Source organism: Pseudoalteromonas arabiensis, assembly GCF_001550155.1.
Taxonomy (GTDB): Bacteria; Pseudomonadota; Gammaproteobacteria; order Enterobacterales; family Alteromonadaceae; genus Pseudoalteromonas; species Pseudoalteromonas arabiensis.
In genome coordinates this window covers 83,611-100,261 of record NZ_LRUF01000009.1, presented here as the reverse complement: position 1 = coordinate 100,261, position 16,651 = coordinate 83,611, and the positions used below count along the sequence as shown (strand labels likewise).

General features: G+C 41.5%; 16 protein-coding genes. 7 read left to right on the top strand and 9 right to left on the bottom strand.

The features are described 5' to 3' along the window. Positions 1–94: 94 nt before the first annotated feature. Positions 95–1,423, top strand: a complete 1,329-nt coding sequence (locus PAARA_RS06465) for an IS4 family transposase (RefSeq protein ID WP_062567086.1) — start codon at positions 95–97, stop codon at positions 1,421–1,423. 42 nt (positions 1,424–1,465) lie between these two features. Here the strand turns inward: PAARA_RS06465 and accC are convergent, their stop codons facing one another. The 5 genes from accC to cutA form a co-directional block, all read right to left on the bottom strand. After that, the gene (accC, locus tag PAARA_RS06460; RefSeq protein WP_062568261.1) at positions 1,466–2,806 is read right to left on the bottom strand and encodes an acetyl-CoA carboxylase biotin carboxylase subunit; all 1,341 of its coding nucleotides are present in this window, start codon (positions 2,804–2,806) and stop codon (positions 1,466–1,468) included. Positions 2,807–2,829: 23 nt separating this feature from the next. Beyond that, on the bottom strand, positions 2,830–3,294 hold the full coding sequence (gene accB, locus PAARA_RS06455) for an acetyl-CoA carboxylase biotin carboxyl carrier protein (RefSeq protein WP_062568260.1): 465 nt from the start codon (positions 3,292–3,294) through the stop codon (positions 2,830–2,832). Between the two features lie 31 nt (positions 3,295–3,325). Then, a complete protein-coding gene (gene aroQ / locus PAARA_RS06450; RefSeq protein ID WP_062568259.1) occupies positions 3,326–3,778 on the bottom strand; it encodes a type II 3-dehydroquinate dehydratase in 453 nt (150 codons plus the stop codon). Positions 3,779–4,128: 350 nt separating this feature from the next. Next, positions 4,129–5,958, bottom strand: coding sequence for a protein-disulfide reductase DsbD (locus tag PAARA_RS06445; protein ID WP_062568258.1), 1,830 nt, complete (start codon positions 5,956–5,958; stop codon positions 4,129–4,131). Further along, entirely contained in the window at positions 5,958–6,278 is a 321-nt protein-coding gene (gene cutA, locus PAARA_RS06440) for a divalent-cation tolerance protein CutA (protein ID WP_062568257.1), read from the bottom strand. Before cutA ends, PAARA_RS06445 begins: the two co-directional genes overlap by 1 nt. A gap of 159 nt (positions 6,279–6,437) precedes the next feature. On the opposite strand from cutA, the gene PAARA_RS06435 reads away from it, so the two are divergent. The 5 genes from PAARA_RS06435 (at position 6,438) to PAARA_RS06415 (ending at position 12,239) form a co-directional block, all read left to right on the top strand. After that, a complete protein-coding gene (locus tag PAARA_RS06435; protein ID WP_062568256.1) occupies positions 6,438–6,914 on the top strand; it encodes an FxsA family protein in 477 nt (158 codons plus the stop codon). 141 nt (positions 6,915–7,055) lie between these two features. Next, positions 7,056–7,343, top strand: a complete 288-nt coding sequence (locus PAARA_RS06430) for a co-chaperone GroES (RefSeq protein WP_062568255.1) — start codon at positions 7,056–7,058, stop codon at positions 7,341–7,343. 51 nt (positions 7,344–7,394) lie between these two features. Beyond that, on the top strand, positions 7,395–9,041 hold the full coding sequence (gene groL / locus PAARA_RS06425) for a chaperonin GroEL (RefSeq protein WP_062568254.1): 1,647 nt from the start codon (positions 7,395–7,397) through the stop codon (positions 9,039–9,041). A 226-nt stretch (positions 9,042–9,267) separates the two neighbouring features. Then, on the top strand, positions 9,268–9,900 hold the full coding sequence (locus tag PAARA_RS06420) for a biliverdin-producing heme oxygenase (RefSeq protein ID WP_062568253.1): 633 nt from the start codon (positions 9,268–9,270) through the stop codon (positions 9,898–9,900). Further along, positions 9,897–12,239 (top strand): ATP-binding protein, encoded by a 2,343-nt coding sequence (locus PAARA_RS06415; RefSeq protein ID WP_083515275.1) that lies wholly within the window; start codon positions 9,897–9,899, stop codon positions 12,237–12,239. The genes PAARA_RS06420 and PAARA_RS06415 overlap by 4 nt, the downstream gene beginning before the upstream one ends. 10 nt (positions 12,240–12,249) lie before the next feature. Here the strand turns inward: PAARA_RS06415 and PAARA_RS06410 are convergent, their stop codons facing one another. Further along, positions 12,250–12,978: an XRE family transcriptional regulator gene (locus tag PAARA_RS06410; protein ID WP_167346337.1), complete on the bottom strand. Its 729-nt coding sequence runs from the start codon at positions 12,976–12,978 to the stop codon at positions 12,250–12,252. A 201-nt stretch (positions 12,979–13,179) separates the two neighbouring features. Here PAARA_RS06410 and PAARA_RS06405 point away from each other — a divergent pair, with 201 nt between their 5' ends. Beyond that, positions 13,180–13,629, top strand: coding sequence for a response regulator (locus PAARA_RS06405; protein ID WP_062568251.1), 450 nt, complete (start codon positions 13,180–13,182; stop codon positions 13,627–13,629). An 18-nt stretch (positions 13,630–13,647) separates the two neighbouring features. Here the strand turns inward: PAARA_RS06405 and PAARA_RS06400 are convergent, their stop codons facing one another. From PAARA_RS06400 to PAARA_RS06390, 3 genes are all read right to left on the bottom strand, one after another. Further along, positions 13,648–15,156, bottom strand: coding sequence for a bifunctional ADP-dependent NAD(P)H-hydrate dehydratase/NAD(P)H-hydrate epimerase (locus tag PAARA_RS06400; protein WP_062568250.1), 1,509 nt, complete (start codon positions 15,154–15,156; stop codon positions 13,648–13,650). 131 nt (positions 15,157–15,287) lie between these two features. Continuing rightward, positions 15,288–16,100 (bottom strand): adenosylmethionine decarboxylase, encoded by an 813-nt coding sequence (speD, locus tag PAARA_RS06395; protein WP_054552422.1) that lies wholly within the window; start codon positions 16,098–16,100, stop codon positions 15,288–15,290. Between the two features lie 88 nt (positions 16,101–16,188). Further along, the gene (locus PAARA_RS06390; RefSeq protein WP_062568249.1) at positions 16,189–16,602 is read right to left on the bottom strand and encodes an OsmC family protein; all 414 of its coding nucleotides are present in this window, start codon (positions 16,600–16,602) and stop codon (positions 16,189–16,191) included. Positions 16,603–16,651 lie beyond the last annotated feature (49 nt).

Sequence of the window (16,651 nt, the reverse complement as noted above, 5' to 3'; positions counted from 1 at the left end):
TAATGCCGATCAGTTAAGAATATTTTCATGATCGGTTGACCGATCTTTTAAAGGCTTCAAAATCCGATATCAGAAACTGATATCGGATTTTTTTATGTCTTTACTCACAAACCTCGATGAAACATTTAGTCATGCGGAAGACTTGAAGGCTGTCGATAAGCTTATGTCTTTTGTCGACCCTGAACTTCTTCAGCAAGCCTATACACTATCGGGCGTAGCAACTATCAGACGTCGCCGGTTACCTCTGGATTCGGTCGTATTTACTATCGTGGGTATGAGTCTTTTTCGTAATGACCCTGTCTGGGACATCGCAAATAAACTTGATATCTCATTACCAGGTAAAAATCGATTTGTTGCCCCCAGTGCGGTAGTTCAAGCTCGGCAACGACTAGGTGATGAAGCTGTCGGTCACGTCTTTAAGCTGATGGCACAACGGGCCTTTGGTGATTTTGCCTTTGAACAGTGGTGTGGTTTAAATGTGTTAGCAGTTGATGGCGTGATGTTTCGTGCTCAGGATACCGGTGAGAACCTTACTGCATTCGGTTGTGACCGTAATGCTAAAGGCGATAATCCGTATCCACAGGTACGCATGTGTAGTCTGATGGAAACCTCCAGCCACCTTCTACTGGCCAGTGAGTTTGACAGTCGGGATGTGGGGGAGATGTCTCTTGCGCAGCGGCTTATTCCTTCGGTTCCCAATAACTCTCTGACTCTTTTCGACAGAGGATATTATTCGCTGGGGTTATTGTACTTATGGATGACTAAAGGCGTTAATACGCACTGGATGCTCCCTGCCCGTAAAGATCTACAGTACACAGTAAAACACCGACTAAGCGAACATGATGCTGTTATCACTCTCAAGACTTCGCCTCAGGCTCGGAAAAAATTTGATGGTCTACCAGAAACCATCGACGCGAGGCTAACCAGTTACAAAGTAGACGGGAAAAGCTACCATGTGCTCAGTTCAATGGTCGATGTATTGCAGTTTCCCTACGAAGAAGTTGTTGATGTGTACGTTCAACGCTGGGAAATAGAGCTAGGGTTCAGGGAAATGAAACAGACGCTAAATCAGGCCAAGCTAACACTTCGTAGCAAGAAACCTGAGATGGTACGACAGGAGCTCTGGGGACTACTACTGGCCTACAACCTGATTCGGATGATTATGCTGGATGCCGTTAAAGATATGCCTGAGCTATCCCCATCGCGGCTTAGCTTCGGCCTCTGCATGAGACACATCATCGTGTTCTTCCTAACCACTTTACCGGAAACAGTAACCAAGTTGCCCGTTCACTATGAATACCTGATGGAATCGTTAAGGATGATGAAATTACCTGACAAACGGCCTGATAGGTATTACCCAAGAGTTGTGAGGAAAAGACCGACTAAATACCCCACAAAGAAAAAAGCCAGTCAGCTTAACTGACTGGCATTAGGCAAGTTGCCGGCTTTTTCAATTTAAAACGATTTACAGACCTAATTTCTTCTCTAGATAGTGAATGTTTGTTCCACCATTTTGGAAGTTTTCATCTGCTAAAATTTTCTTGTGCAGTGGTGTATTCGTCTTAATACCATCAATGACTAATTCATTTAACGCATTACGTGAACGCGCAATTGCTACATCACGGTTTTCGCCATAACAAATAAGCTTACCAATCATTGAATCGTAATGAGGAGGTACTGTGTAATCTGCATAAATATGGCTGTCCCAACGAATACCTAAACCGCCTGCAGGGTGGAATCGCGTGATTTTACCTGGTGATGGAATAAAGGTTTCTGGGTCTTCTGCATTAATACGGCACTCAATTGCATGACCGCGAATAACCACATCTTCTTGTGTGAATGACAATGGCTGGCCAGCTGCAATCTTTAGTTGTTCTTTGATTAAGTCAACACCAGTCACCATTTCTGTTACTGGGTGCTCAACCTGAATACGTGTGTTCATTTCAATGAAGTAGAACTCGCCGTTTTCATATAAGAACTCGAACGTACCTGCACCGCGATAACCAATTTCGATACATGCACGAGTACAGCGGTCGCCGATAAATTTACGCATTTCAGCAGTGATACCTGGCGCTGGCGCTTCTTCAACTACTTTTTGGTGACGACGCTGCATTGAACAATCACGCTCACCTAAATGAACCGCATTACCTTGACCATCGGCAAGTACTTGTACTTCGATATGACGTGGGTTTTCAAGGAATTTCTCCATGTAAACCATGCCATTACCAAAGAACTGTTTCGCTTCTTGCTGAGTAAGAGCAATTGAATCGATTAGTTCTTTTTCACTGCGAACAACACGCATACCACGACCACCGCCGCCGCCTGCTGCTTTAATGATTACAGGGTAACCAATACGCTTAGCTATTTGGATATTACGTTCGCTGTCAGCCGTTAATGGACCATCAGAGCCTGGTACACAAGGCACGCCTGCTTTACGCATTGCTTCAATTGCCGACACTTTGTCGCCCATTAAGCGAATAGTGTCACCTTTAGGACCGATGAAAACAAAGCCGCTTTGTTCAACCTGATCTGCGAAATCCGCATTTTCAGATAAGAAACCGTAACCTGGGTGAATCGCAACCGCATCTGTTACTTCTGCCGCAGCAATGATACGTGGAATATCTAGGTAACTTTCAGACGCAGCTGGTTTACCAATACAAATTGTTTCGTCTGCCAGTAACACGTGCTTAAGATCACGGTCTGCCGTTGAGTGCACAGCAACAGTTTTGATCCCAAGCTCTTTGCAGGCGCGCAATACGCGAAGTGCAATTTCACCTCGGTTTGCAATGACTACTTTATCTAACATAGAGTTGGCCTTTTGTTGCGCTATTATTCAATGATGAATAAAGGTTGATCGAATTCTACCGGCTCGCCATTTTCAACTAAGATAGCTTTTACTGTGCCTGCTTTATCAGATTCGATTTGGTTCATCATCTTCATTGCTTCAACGATACATAACGTATCGCCAACATTTACTTTTGAGCCTACTTCTACATAAGGTGCTGCTTCAGGAGAAGCTGCTGAGTAGAATGAACCAACCATAGGTGATTTAACTTGGTGGCCAGTCGGTGCAGCTGGAGCAGGCGCTTCTGCTGCTGGTGCCTCTGCTACTGGAGCTGGTGCCGCTGCTGGCGCAGGTGCTGCAAACTGTTGAGGTGCATAATGCATTGCAGGACCTGCACTCATATTATTACGGTTAATGCGTACTGACTCTTCACCTTCAGTGATTTCTAATTCAGCAATACCCGATTCTTCTACTAGTTCGATAAGTTTTTTAATCTTGCGAATATCCATTAAACGACCCGCCTGTTAGTTTATTTAAAAATTATTGTGTGTTTTGCAATCGGTTAACAGCAGCTTCCAACGCTACTTTATAACCCATTGCACCTAATCCAATTACAACGCCTTGTGCTACATCCGAAAAATACGAATGATGACGAAATGCCTCACGAGCATGTACATTACTTAAATGCACCTCGTAAAAGGGAACGTCTATACTCAATAATGCATCTCGCAATGCGACGCTGGTATGCGTATAGGCTGCAGGATTGATAATAATTGCATCAACCGCTTGCCAAGCTTGGTGAATACGCTCAATGAGCGCGGCTTCACTATTGCTTTGAAAATGCGCCAAATCAACATTGTGACCAACAGCGACCTTGCTAAGTTCAGCCATAATCTCGTCAAGAGACTGTGTGCCGTACTTTTCAGGCTCTCGCTTGCCAAGCATGTTTAAATTAGGCCCATTTATAACTAAAAGCTTTAATTTTGCAGCCATAATACGCGATATATCCTTTAAGTAACTAGTTTAACTATATTCACTCTAAACCCTTCCTTAACTTAAGGGCTCAAATGAAAAATAGCAACTATTTCTCACGTTAACCACCTATTATAGATATTTCGACGTAAATAGCAGCAAAATACTGGTCTAATCACTACCCAAATAAGTGAAGAGCAGGTATAGCAAGGCACACAACTTCGTTAGGAAAGTGCTTTGAGTCTAAACAAAACTAGTTACTCTCAAAAAAAACAATCCAAATATATTAGATTTGCAAATTAAAAGTGGTATAAAAAACGAAAACGCCACTCGAATGAGTGGCGTTTTAAAATTTCGCTGCAAAGTTACGCTTATTTTGCTGTTTTTCGTACTTTTGCTAAATGCTCAGCAAAATCTTTGGCATTTAAAAAACCTGTTACGCGTTGCTCAACTAACTCATTACCTTGTGTGTCGAAGAATAAAATACTTGGTAAACCAAATACGGTGTACTCTTCCATCAGCTCGATGGTTTTAGCGTCACTTTCAGTTAAATCAACTTGAATCAGTTCAAAATGTGCAAACTCGCTTTGTACAGCTGTATCTGGGAAAGTGTAATGTTCAAACTCTTTACACGCGACACACCAGTCGGCATATAAGTCGACCATCACTAAACGCCCTTCGCTACTTGCCTGAACAATCTCTTCTTTCAATTCAGTTAAATTAGCAACTTGTTTAAAGCCATGTGTTTGCGCTGATGCTCCGGCAACAGAAGCTTGGCTAGGCCAAAAATAATTTTTTGTTAAACTCGCACCAGTAACAACTAATAAAGTTGCAGCAAACCATAATGCAGTTTTTAACTTGCCCTGTGATTGCCCACTTTGCCAATGGTGTAAATACAACGCCGTTGCAAGTGCTAACAATCCTGCCATCAGCCAAATAATGTCAATATCGACAATACGCTCTAGCAGAATAAGCGGCACAACGAGCATGATAAAACCAAACAGGGTTTTTACTTGCTCCATCCAACCACCCGCTTTGGGTAATAGCTTACCGCCTGATGTACCTAACAATAACAAGGGTATGCCCATGCCTAAACTCAGCACATACAAGGTTAAACCACCCACTAGGTAGTCACCGCTTTGCGCTACATATAAAAGTGCTGCCGATAGCGGTGCTGTTGTACACGGTGAGGCTATCAAGCCAGATAAAACCCCCATCATAAAGACGCCAACATAATTACCGCCTTTTTGCTGGTTGCTTACCTGTGTGAGCTTATTCATCATGCCACTTGGCAGCTTAATTTCGTACCAACCAAACATCGACATTGCTAAAAGTACAAATAAAATACTAAAGCTAATAAGCACTGTCGGGTGTTGTAAATACCCTTGCACTTGGCCACCCAGTGACGCAACCACTAACCCTAATGCAGCGTATGTGACGGCCATGCCTTGCACATAAACAAACGACAACGAAAACGCCTTTTTGGTTGATAGGTTTTGCTGACCCGCGATCAAGCTAGACAAAATAGGGAACATCGGAAATACACAAGGTGTAAACGCAAGGCCAATCCCCACTAAAAAGAAAATAACGAGATTAGTAAGTAGTCCTTGTGATGCCAATTTATCAGTATAAGATTGCTCTTGAGCTGGCTTGGCGCTCTCATCAATAGTCGTTTGGTTTACAGTCGGTGACTCAGCATTTACACCTAATGCAGCTAAGGCGTTACTTGTTGACGCATTGTCTGAAACTTGTTCACCAGCAATCACAGATAGGGGAATAGTACGCACTTCTGGTGGATAACAAAGCCCCGCTTCAGCGCAGCCCTGAAAACGTACTTTTACAACCGCTCCCTCAGTAACATTACTGACTTTATTGATAATACTGAGAGAATTAAAAAATACCTCAGTCTTTCCAAAGAACTCATCTTCGATGATGACTCCCTCACCCAGATCAGGCGTTTCAATGTCAGCGCCTTTTGCGATAATTTCAATTTTCTTTTTATACAAATAGTAATCTGGCGCAATATCCCAACCAATAAATAACGTTTTGCCTTGCTGATCAAAGTCAAAAACAAATGCTTGATCAACGGGTAAAAAGGTTTGCTCAGCGGGTTGCTGTAATAAATTTCCGAGTAAGTTGCTATTACTTGCACTGGCTGGCATTAGCCATAGCGCACAGAGTAATAAAAAGAACGATCGCATTAACTGAGTACCTCATCCATCCAATTAAAATAGGCTAAATTGCCTGTAGCAACATCAACGACCTGAATTTCAGGTATCTCATAACTATGCAACTTCTTGATAGTTTGGATCACCTCATTCATTTTTTCTGACTTAGTTTTAATAAGTAACTTGCTTTCTGTTTCACTCGTTACCTCACCTTCCCACATGTAAATGGACTCAACAGTTGGCAAAATGTTCACACACGCAGCGAGTTTCTCTTTCACTAAATGTTGTGCTAACTGACGAGCCTCTGCTTCATTTGCGCAGGTCGTAAAAATAAGTCGAAAATGCGTTGTCATAAGGAACCTTTATTTGATTACTTGAGTCGCACCATAGTAGCCGATAGCGGATACAATGTGTAGCGGCGACAGTGATCCATGGTTCCACCTTGAAAAAAGACCTGTTCACCCTTATTTATATTTCATTGACTCGTAAGAGTGGCATTTTTAGAGAGTGTTATGTTTAGATTTTTGTTTTTATTATTTATTTTAGTGCCCATCGTGGAGATTGCTTTACTCATCCAAGTGAGTGAAGTGATCGGCGGCTTTGCCACCATAGCACTTGTGATTGTGACCGCCCTAGTTGGCGCGAAATTAGTGAAGCAACAAGGTATAGGCGCCATTCAAAACGTGCAATTACAGATGGCACAAGGACAAATGCCAGCAAAAGAGTTATTCACTGGATTATGTGTGATTATTGCCGGTGTTTTACTCGTTACACCTGGCATCATGACTGATGTTTTTGGCTTTTTATTGCTAACACCTGCTATTCGTAACAAGCTTGCTGCAAGCCTTGCGAGTCAAGCAACGGTGCGTATGAGTTCACAAGCAAATCACAGCTCTGCTCACTTTCAATATCACAGCAAAACCCCACAACATGAAGAGCCAACTCACCAACCAACAACGATTGATGGTGAGTATGAAAGAAAAGATTAAAATTTTTTAATTTTTATACTTGGATTTTTTTAAGCCACCCCCATTATTGAAGGCAATGAAATGCATCGGGTGGCTCAACCTCCCCTGCAAAACACACGATTTTTTCTGTACTGTTCAGAAACTGTTAGGAGAACTAAATAAATGAACATTCGCCCTTTACATGATCGCGTCATCGTTAAGCGTCTAGAAGAAGAAACTAAGTCTGCTGGCGGTATTGTATTAACTGGCTCTGCAGCTGAAAAATCAACGCGCGGAGAAGTAATCGCTGTTGGTAATGGCCGTATTTTAGACAACGGTGAAGTAAGAGCTCTAGAAGTAAAAGCTGGTGACACAGTGCTATTCGGCTCATACGTTGAAAAAACTGAAAAGATCGAAGGTCAAGAGTACCTGATCATGCGTGAAGACAACATTCTAGGCATTGTAGGCTAATCCTACTTTTCGTTTAGCAACCCGTTTATAGAATTTAAGAGGAATTTAATCATGGCAGCAAAAGAAGTACTTTTTGCAGGTGACGCACGTGGCAAAATGCTAACTGGCGTAAATATTTTAGCAAACGCAGTGAAAGTAACTTTAGGTCCTAAAGGCCGTAACGTTGTATTAGATAAATCATTCGGCGCGCCAGTCATCACCAAAGATGGTGTATCTGTCGCTAAAGAGATCGAGCTTGAAGACAAGTTCGAAAACATGGGCGCACAAATGGTTAAAGAAGTAGCGTCTAAAGCGAATGACGCAGCAGGTGACGGTACAACAACTGCAACAGTATTAGCGCAAGCTATCGTAAACGAAGGCTTAAAAGCGGTTGCAGCGGGTATGAACCCTATGGACCTTAAGCGCGGTATCGACAAAGCGGTCATTGCAGCAGTTGAAGAGCTTAAAGCGCTTTCTGTTCCATGTGCTGATACAAAAGCGATTGCACAAGTAGGTACTATTTCAGCTAACTCTGATAAAGAAATCGGTGACATCATTGCACAAGCAATGGAAAAAGTGGGCCGTGATTCAGGCGTTATCACTGTTGAAGAAGGTCAGTCGTTAGAAAACGAACTAGACGTAGTGGAAGGTATGCAGTTTGACCGTGGTTACCTATCTCCTTACTTCATCAACAACGCTGAAAAAGGTGCTGTAGAGCTAGACAACCCTTACATTCTACTTGTAGACAAAAAAGTATCTAACATTCGTGAGCTACTACCTACATTAGAAGCGGTTGCTAAAGCAAGTAAGCCATTACTTATCATTGCTGAAGACCTAGAAGGTGAAGCACTTGCAACACTTGTTGTAAATAACATGCGCGGTATCGTTAAAGTGTCTGCGGTTAAAGCACCAGGTTTTGGCGACCGTCGTAAAGCAATGCTACAAGACATCGCAGTATTAACCGGCGGTACTGTCATTTCTGAAGAAATCGGTTTAGAGCTTGAAAAAGCAACTATCGAAGACCTAGGTACAGCCAAGCGCGTTGTGATCACTAAAGATGACACAACGATCATCGACGGTGCAGGTGAAGAAGACGGCATCAATGGTCGTGTTGCACAAATCAAAGCACAAATCGAAGAAGCGACGTCTGACTACGATAAAGAGAAACTACAAGAGCGTATGGCTAAACTAGCTGGCGGTGTTGCAGTAATCAAAGTTGGCGCAGCGACTGAAATCGAAATGAAAGAGAAGAAAGACCGTGTTGAAGATGCACTACACGCAACTCGCGCAGCGGTTGAAGAAGGTGTAGTACCGGGTGGTGGTGTTGCATTAGTACGTGCAGCAAGCAAACTTGCTGAACTACTTGGTGACAATGAAGACCAAAGCCACGGTATTAAAGTTGCACTACGTGCGATGGAAGCACCACTTCGTCAAATCGTGACTAACGCAGGTGACGAAGCATCAGTTGTCGTTAACTCTGTAAAAGGTGGTGAAGGTAACTACGGTTACAATGCAGCATCTGGTGAGTACAACGACATGATTGAAATGGGTATCTTAGACCCAACTAAAGTAACGCGTTCTGCACTACAGTACGCAGCTTCAATCGCGGGTCTTATGATCACAACTGAAGCAATGGTTGCTGAGATCCCGAAAGATGAACCAGCTGCTCCAGACATGGGCGGTATGGGCGGCATGGGTGGTATGGGCGGCATGATGTGATAAACATCCCTTCCTAAGCGCTTTGCTTTAAAAACCCAGCTTCGGCTGGGTTTTTGCTTTTTATTTTAAAACAATCACTTGCTAGTATGATAAGCGATTTAAAATAAGCGCAGCTTAGTTATCACTCACCTACTAAAGTCTTAAATTTCTATTTTACATACTTGTACCTAAGTATATACTGGTCAAAGTACGTCACACATGCACTAAAAAAGCCTTCAGGATAATAATGGATTCAGCTGTATTACACGCCACCGAAATAATTAGAGATAGCAGTCAACTTAACATTCATACTTTTATAAAAAAGAGTACCGACCCGCTTCACTCTCATGTAGAAAAACAACTCGGTGCGGTATTGTTCGATAAAAATATGACGCAGCAATCGTATTTAAACATTTTAATCGCGATGCGTAATAGCTATTCAATAATGGAGCACTCTGTATCAGCTTATGGTGCCACTCAGCAACTGCTTATTGGCCGCAGTAAGCTTGGTTGGTTAGATCAAGATATTGCTTATTTACAGGCATCCCAAAAAGCCTCATCTGCTAATTTAAACAAGCACGTTGATCTAAATAATATCCATAACGTATCACAAGCATTCGGAATGATGTATGTAATGGAGGGTGCCACTATGGGTGGGGGTCACATATTTAAAGCGCTTAAAAAGCACAATTGGATAAATGAGCTTGAAGGGATCCGCTTTTTTTATAGTTATGGCGATCTCAGAGGTGAAAAGTGGGCTCAATATATACAAGCACTAAAACAGTATCATAACCATAATCCACATTCGGCTGATGATATTTTATTGGGAGCGAACACCGCATTTAGCGTAATCTCTCAATCACTTGGAGATATAAATTGAGCAACAAGTTTGAAGTCTCATTAGATAATTGCCATAAAGAACCCATTCATATTCCAGGCTCTATTCAACCGCATGGCTACTTGCTTGTTGTTGACCCTCAAACACTCAAAGTATACTATTTCAGCGAAAACATTTTAGCACTTTTAAATACACAAAAAGAGCGCTTATTAGGCTCGCATATCAGAGATATTTTTGAACCGAGTACATCCAACATCATCGAGAGGAATAAAGCTGAGCGAGACTTCCATACTATTAACCCCCTTACCATTGAAATAAAAGGCAAATCGGACGACACCTCGATTAAAGGGGCTATTTCTCGTAACGATGAATACCTACTAATTGAACTTGAGTTTAATAAAAAGAAAGAGCACTCAAGTTTCGACCCTATGAATTACTTGATGAAACAATCACTTCATTTGATTGCGGATTCAAAAGAGCTAAGCTCATCATACGACACGGCGGTAAAAGAGGTTCGCAACTTAACCGGCTTTGATCGCGTGATGCTCTATCAGTTTGATCATGAATATAATGGTCAGGTCGTGGCAGAAGCCAAAAAAGATGAGTTAAACTCATTTTTACACCAACACTTTCCTGAGTCAGATATTCCAAAACAGGCGCGTGCTTTATACTTACGTAACCCTATTCGGTTACTTGCCGATGTAGATGCTGAGGTATCACCTATTTACCCACAAGATAAGCCGGTAGATTTAAGCACGTGTATAATAAGAAGTGTATCCCCTATCCATTGCCAATACTTGCGCAACATGGGGGTTAAAGCATCAATGTCCATCAGTATTATTATTGCTGGTAAATTATGGGGACTGATTGCTTGCCACCATTATTCAAGTCATGTTGTTCCATTTGAAGCACGCCAAGTTGCGCAATATATGGGCTTGATGCTGTCTTATATTATCTCACTGAAAACACAATCAGTTGAAGCAATTCAAGAGGCCAATGCCACTTCAATCAGTGCAGAAATAGCTGAGCACATGTCTGAAGAGGTCTTTTTTATTGATGGTTTACGCAAACAGGCCCCTGCTCTGCTTAGCATGCTAAACGCAGATGGCGTTGCATGGCGACTAGAAAAAGACATTGAAAGTTTTGGTGATGTGCCCGCAAACGATGATATTAATGATTTGTTTGAATGGATAAAAGAACACCATCTAGAAGATGAGTTACTTTATCATAATCATCATTTATCTAATGAGCATGCTGACTTTAATAAGTTTGCTAATCTAGCCAGTGGCGTGCTTGCTATGCCCATCTCTACGAATGAAAACCTATTTATTATGTGGTTTCGTAAAGAGGTCATTGAAACAAAGAACTGGGGAGGGAAACCCGAAAAAATAATTGAGTTTCTTGATGACGGTAGTCATCGCCTGATGCCTCGTAGCTCGTTCCGCTTATGGCAAGAAAATGTTCGCAATAAGTGCACTCCTTGGAAAGCCAACGAAATCTCTTGCGCGTTAAAGTTTCGCAATCATTTGATTAATCATGTAATCGAAAAGTCAGAGCGACTTAAAAAGCTAAACAACGTGTTAGAAACTAAAGTGAATGAGCGAACCGTCGCTTTAAAAGCGGAAATACTCACCCGACAACAAGCCGAGCTTGACCTTGAAATCGCGCTTAGAACCGCTGAAGAGTCTAACAAAGAGTTGGAACGTTTTGCTTTTGTTGCGTCTCATGATTTACAAGAGCCGTTACGTAAAATCCAAATGTTCGGTGATCGCCTGCAAAACTCTAAAGAACAGATTGGAGAAAGAAACGCTTCGTATATCTCACGTATGATGGACTCTGCTGAAAGAATGCAAAAACTCATCAAAGGGGTACTGAGCTTTTCTAGGATCAATCGAAAAGGTGAAGATTTTCGTCGCTTCTCAGCACAAGATATTTTAGATGATATTCTTGATGACCTTGAGCTAATTATAGCTGACAAGTCAGCGGTGTTTCACATCGAAGAGGTTGGTGAGATTTATGGCGACAAACGACAAATCCAGCGTTTGTTTCAAAACTTAATTCTCAATGCACTTAAGTTTAGCCACCCAAATCAGCCACCCATTATAGAAATTAAGTTAGTTGAGCGAACAGATGAGCATATTGTTATCGCTGTTGTTGATAACGGAATTGGCTTCAATAGCGAGTTTAAAGACAGAATATTTAACCTTTTTGAACGGGTTCACTCTAAACATGCCTACGAAGGAACAGGCCTAGGCTTAGCAATTTGTAAGAAAATAGTTGAACGTCATTATGGTTCAATTACAGCACAAGCGAGTATCAATGAAGGCGCGCAATTTTACGTTACTTTGCCGCTAAAAGAAGTAGAGTTAACTCAACTTTAGTATTTTACCGCTACGTTTGTGGCGGTAAAACTCTACTAATATGCTCTTTTAGTTGTCTAATTTCATTTTCAATGGACTGAAAACGTTGATTCTGAATATAGGACTCCTGATCAGTTATAGAGCTTATCTTTGCCTTAACATGCCAGATCTCTAAAATATCATCTCCCTGAATAGAGTATGTTTTGTATTCAGGGTTATCACTCTTAAATAAGTAACTGATAGGGTTTGTGTCATGACGGAACAGGCGCTTAGCAATAATGCCATCCTTAGTGACAACAACGCAAACAGAACCGTTTTCTAACTGTGTAATGTCTTTAACTTGCTCAGTGATAACCGTTTCTCTCGGCCGAATAGTGGGTAACATGCTGTCGCCTTCTACTTCAAAGAGTCGATAGTTACCATTTTCAAATCCTGGAATTTTATAGACATCTGAGGTTTTGATGTAACCTTCATCATTGCATTGATCTATATAACCAGCATGAGCCTCTTCCTTTACAAGTGGAATGAATGAAGTCCCTAAGACTTTTTGATAGCTCTGAAAATGTGAATCATCATACCCCTCTATTCCCAAAATAAGCCAATTGCAGTCAACATTAAACACTTGGCTGATTTTAGTAATCGTACTGAGAGATAAGGTCGACTTGCCAGATTCTAATTGCGATAAAGCACCTTGAGTTATGCCTATTTTATCCGCAAACTCTTGTTGAGAAAGGTTCAATTTTTCGCGTAGAGCTGTCACTCTATTTGTACTAGTGTTATTTAATATCATCGTGTTATTAATAAACTTATGTTTGTATTATAGGTATAAGCAAGTTAATATAACACTTGCTTAGCTAAAGTATATACTACTCGAGTAACTAATTATTTAATTTGTTGTTTTTTATGAAAAAGTAGCTACATAACACAGATAAGCCACATTCTATAAATTCAGGGGTTGCCAATGTTTAACGACAAATTATTTACTAAAAAATTACGCTCTGTGAGCTATATTTTAGTTGCTGATGATGATCTTGATGATCAAGAGCTCATCCGTGATGCCCTTGTTGAAAACAATGTCGACGAAAATAAAATTCAATTTGTCGATGACGGCATGCAATTACTTGAGTCACTTGATAAAAATAAAATTTTACCAAGTCTAATTTTATTAGATTTAAACATGCCAAGAAAGGGCGGAAAAGAAGCATTAGTTGAGCTAAAAAAATCGGAGCGTTATCGTCATATTCCGATTATTATTTTTACAACCTCTGACTCAGAAATTGATATTAAGCAATGTTACAGCTTAGGTACGAATGCTTTTATGACCAAGCCATCCAGTTATTTTGATTTAGTTGAATCAATGAAAATGTTAACTCAATATTGGCTTGTTCAAGCTAGGATTGTGTTAGACTGAGCCGAAAGTTTTTTCGGCTTAGCAGTTAAAATCATCGTTACTCGCCAATTCCTTAATCAACTGCCTTACAACGCTAAATAAGTCACTGGGTAACATCCCACGCTCTCCTTCAGCCTTTGCTAAAATATCACCCGCTTTTGCGTGCAAGGTAACACCTAAAGTGGCCGCTTGCGTTGTATTAATCCCCTGTGCAAGCAGCCCAGCAATAATGCCGGTCAGAACATCACCACTGCCACCAACAGCAAGTGCAGGGTTACCATCTGTACACACCCATACTTGGTTTTTGTTAGCCATTAAGGTTCCTGCTCCTTTTAGAACACAGGTTGTTGTGTAGCTATGTGCAAGCTCACTTACCGCAGCAAAGCGATTTGCTTCAACATCACTTGCTTTACAGTTAAGCAAACGGGCGGCTTCACCAGGATGTGGGGTGATCACCGAATTGACAATTGGAAATGAAGAGGCGTGCTGAGCCAACAATGTAAGTGCATCTGCATCAATTACCAAAGGCTTGTTATGCGTAAAACAATACTGCATAACCGTTTCAAAGACCTCTTCTGACCAAGTATCCAAACCAAGTCCTGGGCCTATTGCAATACAACTTGCCCACTCAAGTGCAGCAGTTAAGTTTGCTGCACTCACCATCAGCTCTGGCCTGCCAATACTCACACTAAGCACAGATTCTGAATGCGTGAACACTTTGACCATACCCGCACCAGTACGCAGAGCTGCTTCTGCCGTTAAACGAATTGCTCCTGCAGTGCCCGTATTGCCACCGACACATAGTAATTTGCCATGACTTGTTTTATGACTGTTGTTATCTCTGGCAGGCAATGCATCAACTGTTTGATAGCTAATAAGCGCTGCCGTTGGCTCTGTAAGCTTTAAAAAGGCCTCACCAATACCTAAGTCGGTAAATTCACATACGCCAGCTTGTGCTCTTCCTTGCCCCGTAACAAGACCTTGCTTAATCCCAACAAAGGTAACAGTAACAAGTGCCTTAATCGCAACACCTAATATTGAGCCAGTATCAGCATGAATACCTGAGGGCAGGTCTATCGCAATTATTGGGGCACGGCTACTATTCGCTAATTGAATAAGTTGGCTAAACGGCGTGCGAACTTCGTTTTGAATACCCGTACCAAGTAAACCATCAACGATGACATCGGCTTGATCGAATGCGCTTAAACTCTTCGTAATTGTACCACCAGCATCAAACCACGCTTGTTGAGCAGTGAGTGCATCGCCTTTTAATGGCTTGTCAGGCAAAGCGGCGATCACTGTCACCTGCTTACCCGCTTGTTTTGCTAATCGGGCAACCACATAGCCATCACCGGCGTTATTACCCACACCGACTAATACCACGTACCTGCTAGCATTAGGAAAATAAGCACACGTATGGTCAAAAACGGCCTTTCCTGCGCGTTCCATCAATTCATAAAGTGTTACTGCGCTTGTTGTAGCAGCAAGCCCTTCATTTTTGCGGACTTGCTCTGCAAGAAATACAGAATGAGAGAGATTAACTGTCATAGTTGTCCTTAACAGAGGCTTTTTATCAGCATATAAGTCCTTAAAAGCGCAGTCAATTCAGTGCTCAATTTGAAGCATAAAAAAACGGCGTATAAGCTAGCTTATACGCCGTTTTTAATTCTTCCTGTCACTTACTCTGTATCAGGTAAATTACGACCGTAGAAGATTTCTTGCATCTCACGGGTTAATTTAGAGTAGATAACTTCTTCTTCTTCTTCAGAAAGATCGGCTGTAGAAACCCCGAATAGATAAGTATTCAAGTCAGTTTCTTTTAACATCATCTTGGTGTGGAACAAGTTCTCTTGATACACGTTTACGTCCATCATTTGGTACGCTTCTTTTGTATCTTCAGTCATGTAGTTCTGAATTGAGTTAATCGCGTGATCGATATAGTGCTTAACGCCATCTACGTCACGGGTAAAACCACGTACACGGTAGTCAATTGTTACAACATCAGACTCTAGGCTGTGGATTAAGAAGTTTAACGCTTTTAATGGCGAAATAATGCCACAGGTTGATACTTCGATATCGGCACGGAACGTACAAATACCGTCATCAGGGTGAGCTTCTGGGTATGTATGAACACATATGTGGCTCTTATCTAAGTGTGCTACAACCGTTTCAGGAAGAGGCCCTGGCGCTTCATCAACGTCATACGTTGTTTGTTGCTCAATTGGCTCTTCAGAAATCAAAATTGTTACACTGGCACCTTGCGGATCATAATCTTGGCGAGAAACATTCAAAATGTTTGCACCAATAATATCCACAACTTCACCTAAAATATCGGTAAGGCGATCAGCACTGTACTGTTCGTCGATATATTCAATATATTCTTTACGTTGTTGTTCCGTCTTTGCGTAACAAATATCGTAAATACTAAAGCTTAAGCTCTTAGTTAAGTTATTAAAGCCATGAAGCTTAATTTTATCGAAGGGTTTATTCATGCTAAACCAACCTTAAAACGAGTGAAACCTGCACCAGCAGAAATAAAAGTTCGCGGATTTTATACGAATTTTCTGCTCGGAAAAAGCGTTATTTTACCTGTTCTTGCACAACTTCATGGCTGTGAGTGATTTCTACTGTTTTATCAAGCATTAAGGCTACCGAACAATACTTTTCAGCAGACAGTTGAACAGCACGGGCAAGGTGTTTTTCAGAGACATTATCGCCAGTAACCACAAAGTGTAGATTAATCTTAGTAAACACGCGAGGGGCTGACTCAGCACGCTCAGCAGTTAACTTTACGTGTACATCACTAAACGACTGTTTGGCTTTTTTAAGGATGCTTACTACATCAACAGATGAGCAACAACCCGCTGACATTAGCACCATTTCCATTGGACTTGGTGCAGCACTGTCACTACCGGCATCAAAAACTACATTGTGGCCTGAATTTGAAAGGCCGATAAACGTATCACCTTCTACCCATTTTACATTCGCTTGCATATGTTTTATCTCTTACAATTATTTTTGTTTGATTGTAAGCAAGTCACAC

Excerpts from the sequence above, each read along its gene's own strand:
- cutA (WP_062568257.1), bottom strand. The coding sequence starts at position 6,278 with ATGACAACGCATTTTCGACTTATTTTTACGACCTGCGCAAATGAAGCA.
- PAARA_RS06430 (WP_062568255.1), top strand. The coding sequence starts at position 7,056 with ATGAACATTCGCCCTTTACATGATCGCGTCATCGTTAAGCGTCTAGAA.
- groL (WP_062568254.1), top strand. The coding sequence starts at position 7,395 with ATGGCAGCAAAAGAAGTACTTTTTGCAGGTGACGCACGTGGCAAAATG.
- accB (WP_062568260.1), bottom strand. The coding sequence starts at position 3,294 with ATGGATATTCGCAAGATTAAAAAACTTATCGAACTAGTAGAAGAATCG.
- aroQ (WP_062568259.1), bottom strand. The coding sequence starts at position 3,778 with ATGGCTGCAAAATTAAAGCTTTTAGTTATAAATGGGCCTAATTTAAAC.
- PAARA_RS06445 (WP_062568258.1), bottom strand. The coding sequence starts at position 5,958 with ATGCGATCGTTCTTTTTATTACTCTGTGCGCTATGGCTAATGCCAGCC.
- PAARA_RS06420 (WP_062568253.1), top strand. The coding sequence starts at position 9,268 with ATGGATTCAGCTGTATTACACGCCACCGAAATAATTAGAGATAGCAGT.
- PAARA_RS06465 (WP_062567086.1), top strand. The coding sequence starts at position 95 with ATGTCTTTACTCACAAACCTCGATGAAACATTTAGTCATGCGGAAGAC.
- accC (WP_062568261.1), bottom strand. The coding sequence starts at position 2,806 with ATGTTAGATAAAGTAGTCATTGCAAACCGAGGTGAAATTGCACTTCGC.
- PAARA_RS06435 (WP_062568256.1), top strand. The coding sequence starts at position 6,438 with ATGTTTAGATTTTTGTTTTTATTATTTATTTTAGTGCCCATCGTGGAG.
- PAARA_RS06390 (WP_062568249.1), bottom strand. The coding sequence starts at position 16,602 with ATGCAAGCGAATGTAAAATGGGTAGAAGGTGATACGTTTATCGGCCTT.
- PAARA_RS06400 (WP_062568250.1), bottom strand. The coding sequence starts at position 15,156 with ATGACAGTTAATCTCTCTCATTCTGTATTTCTTGCAGAGCAAGTCCGC.
- PAARA_RS06405 (WP_062568251.1), top strand. The coding sequence starts at position 13,180 with ATGTTTAACGACAAATTATTTACTAAAAAATTACGCTCTGTGAGCTAT.
- speD (WP_054552422.1), bottom strand. The coding sequence starts at position 16,100 with ATGAATAAACCCTTCGATAAAATTAAGCTTCATGGCTTTAATAACTTA.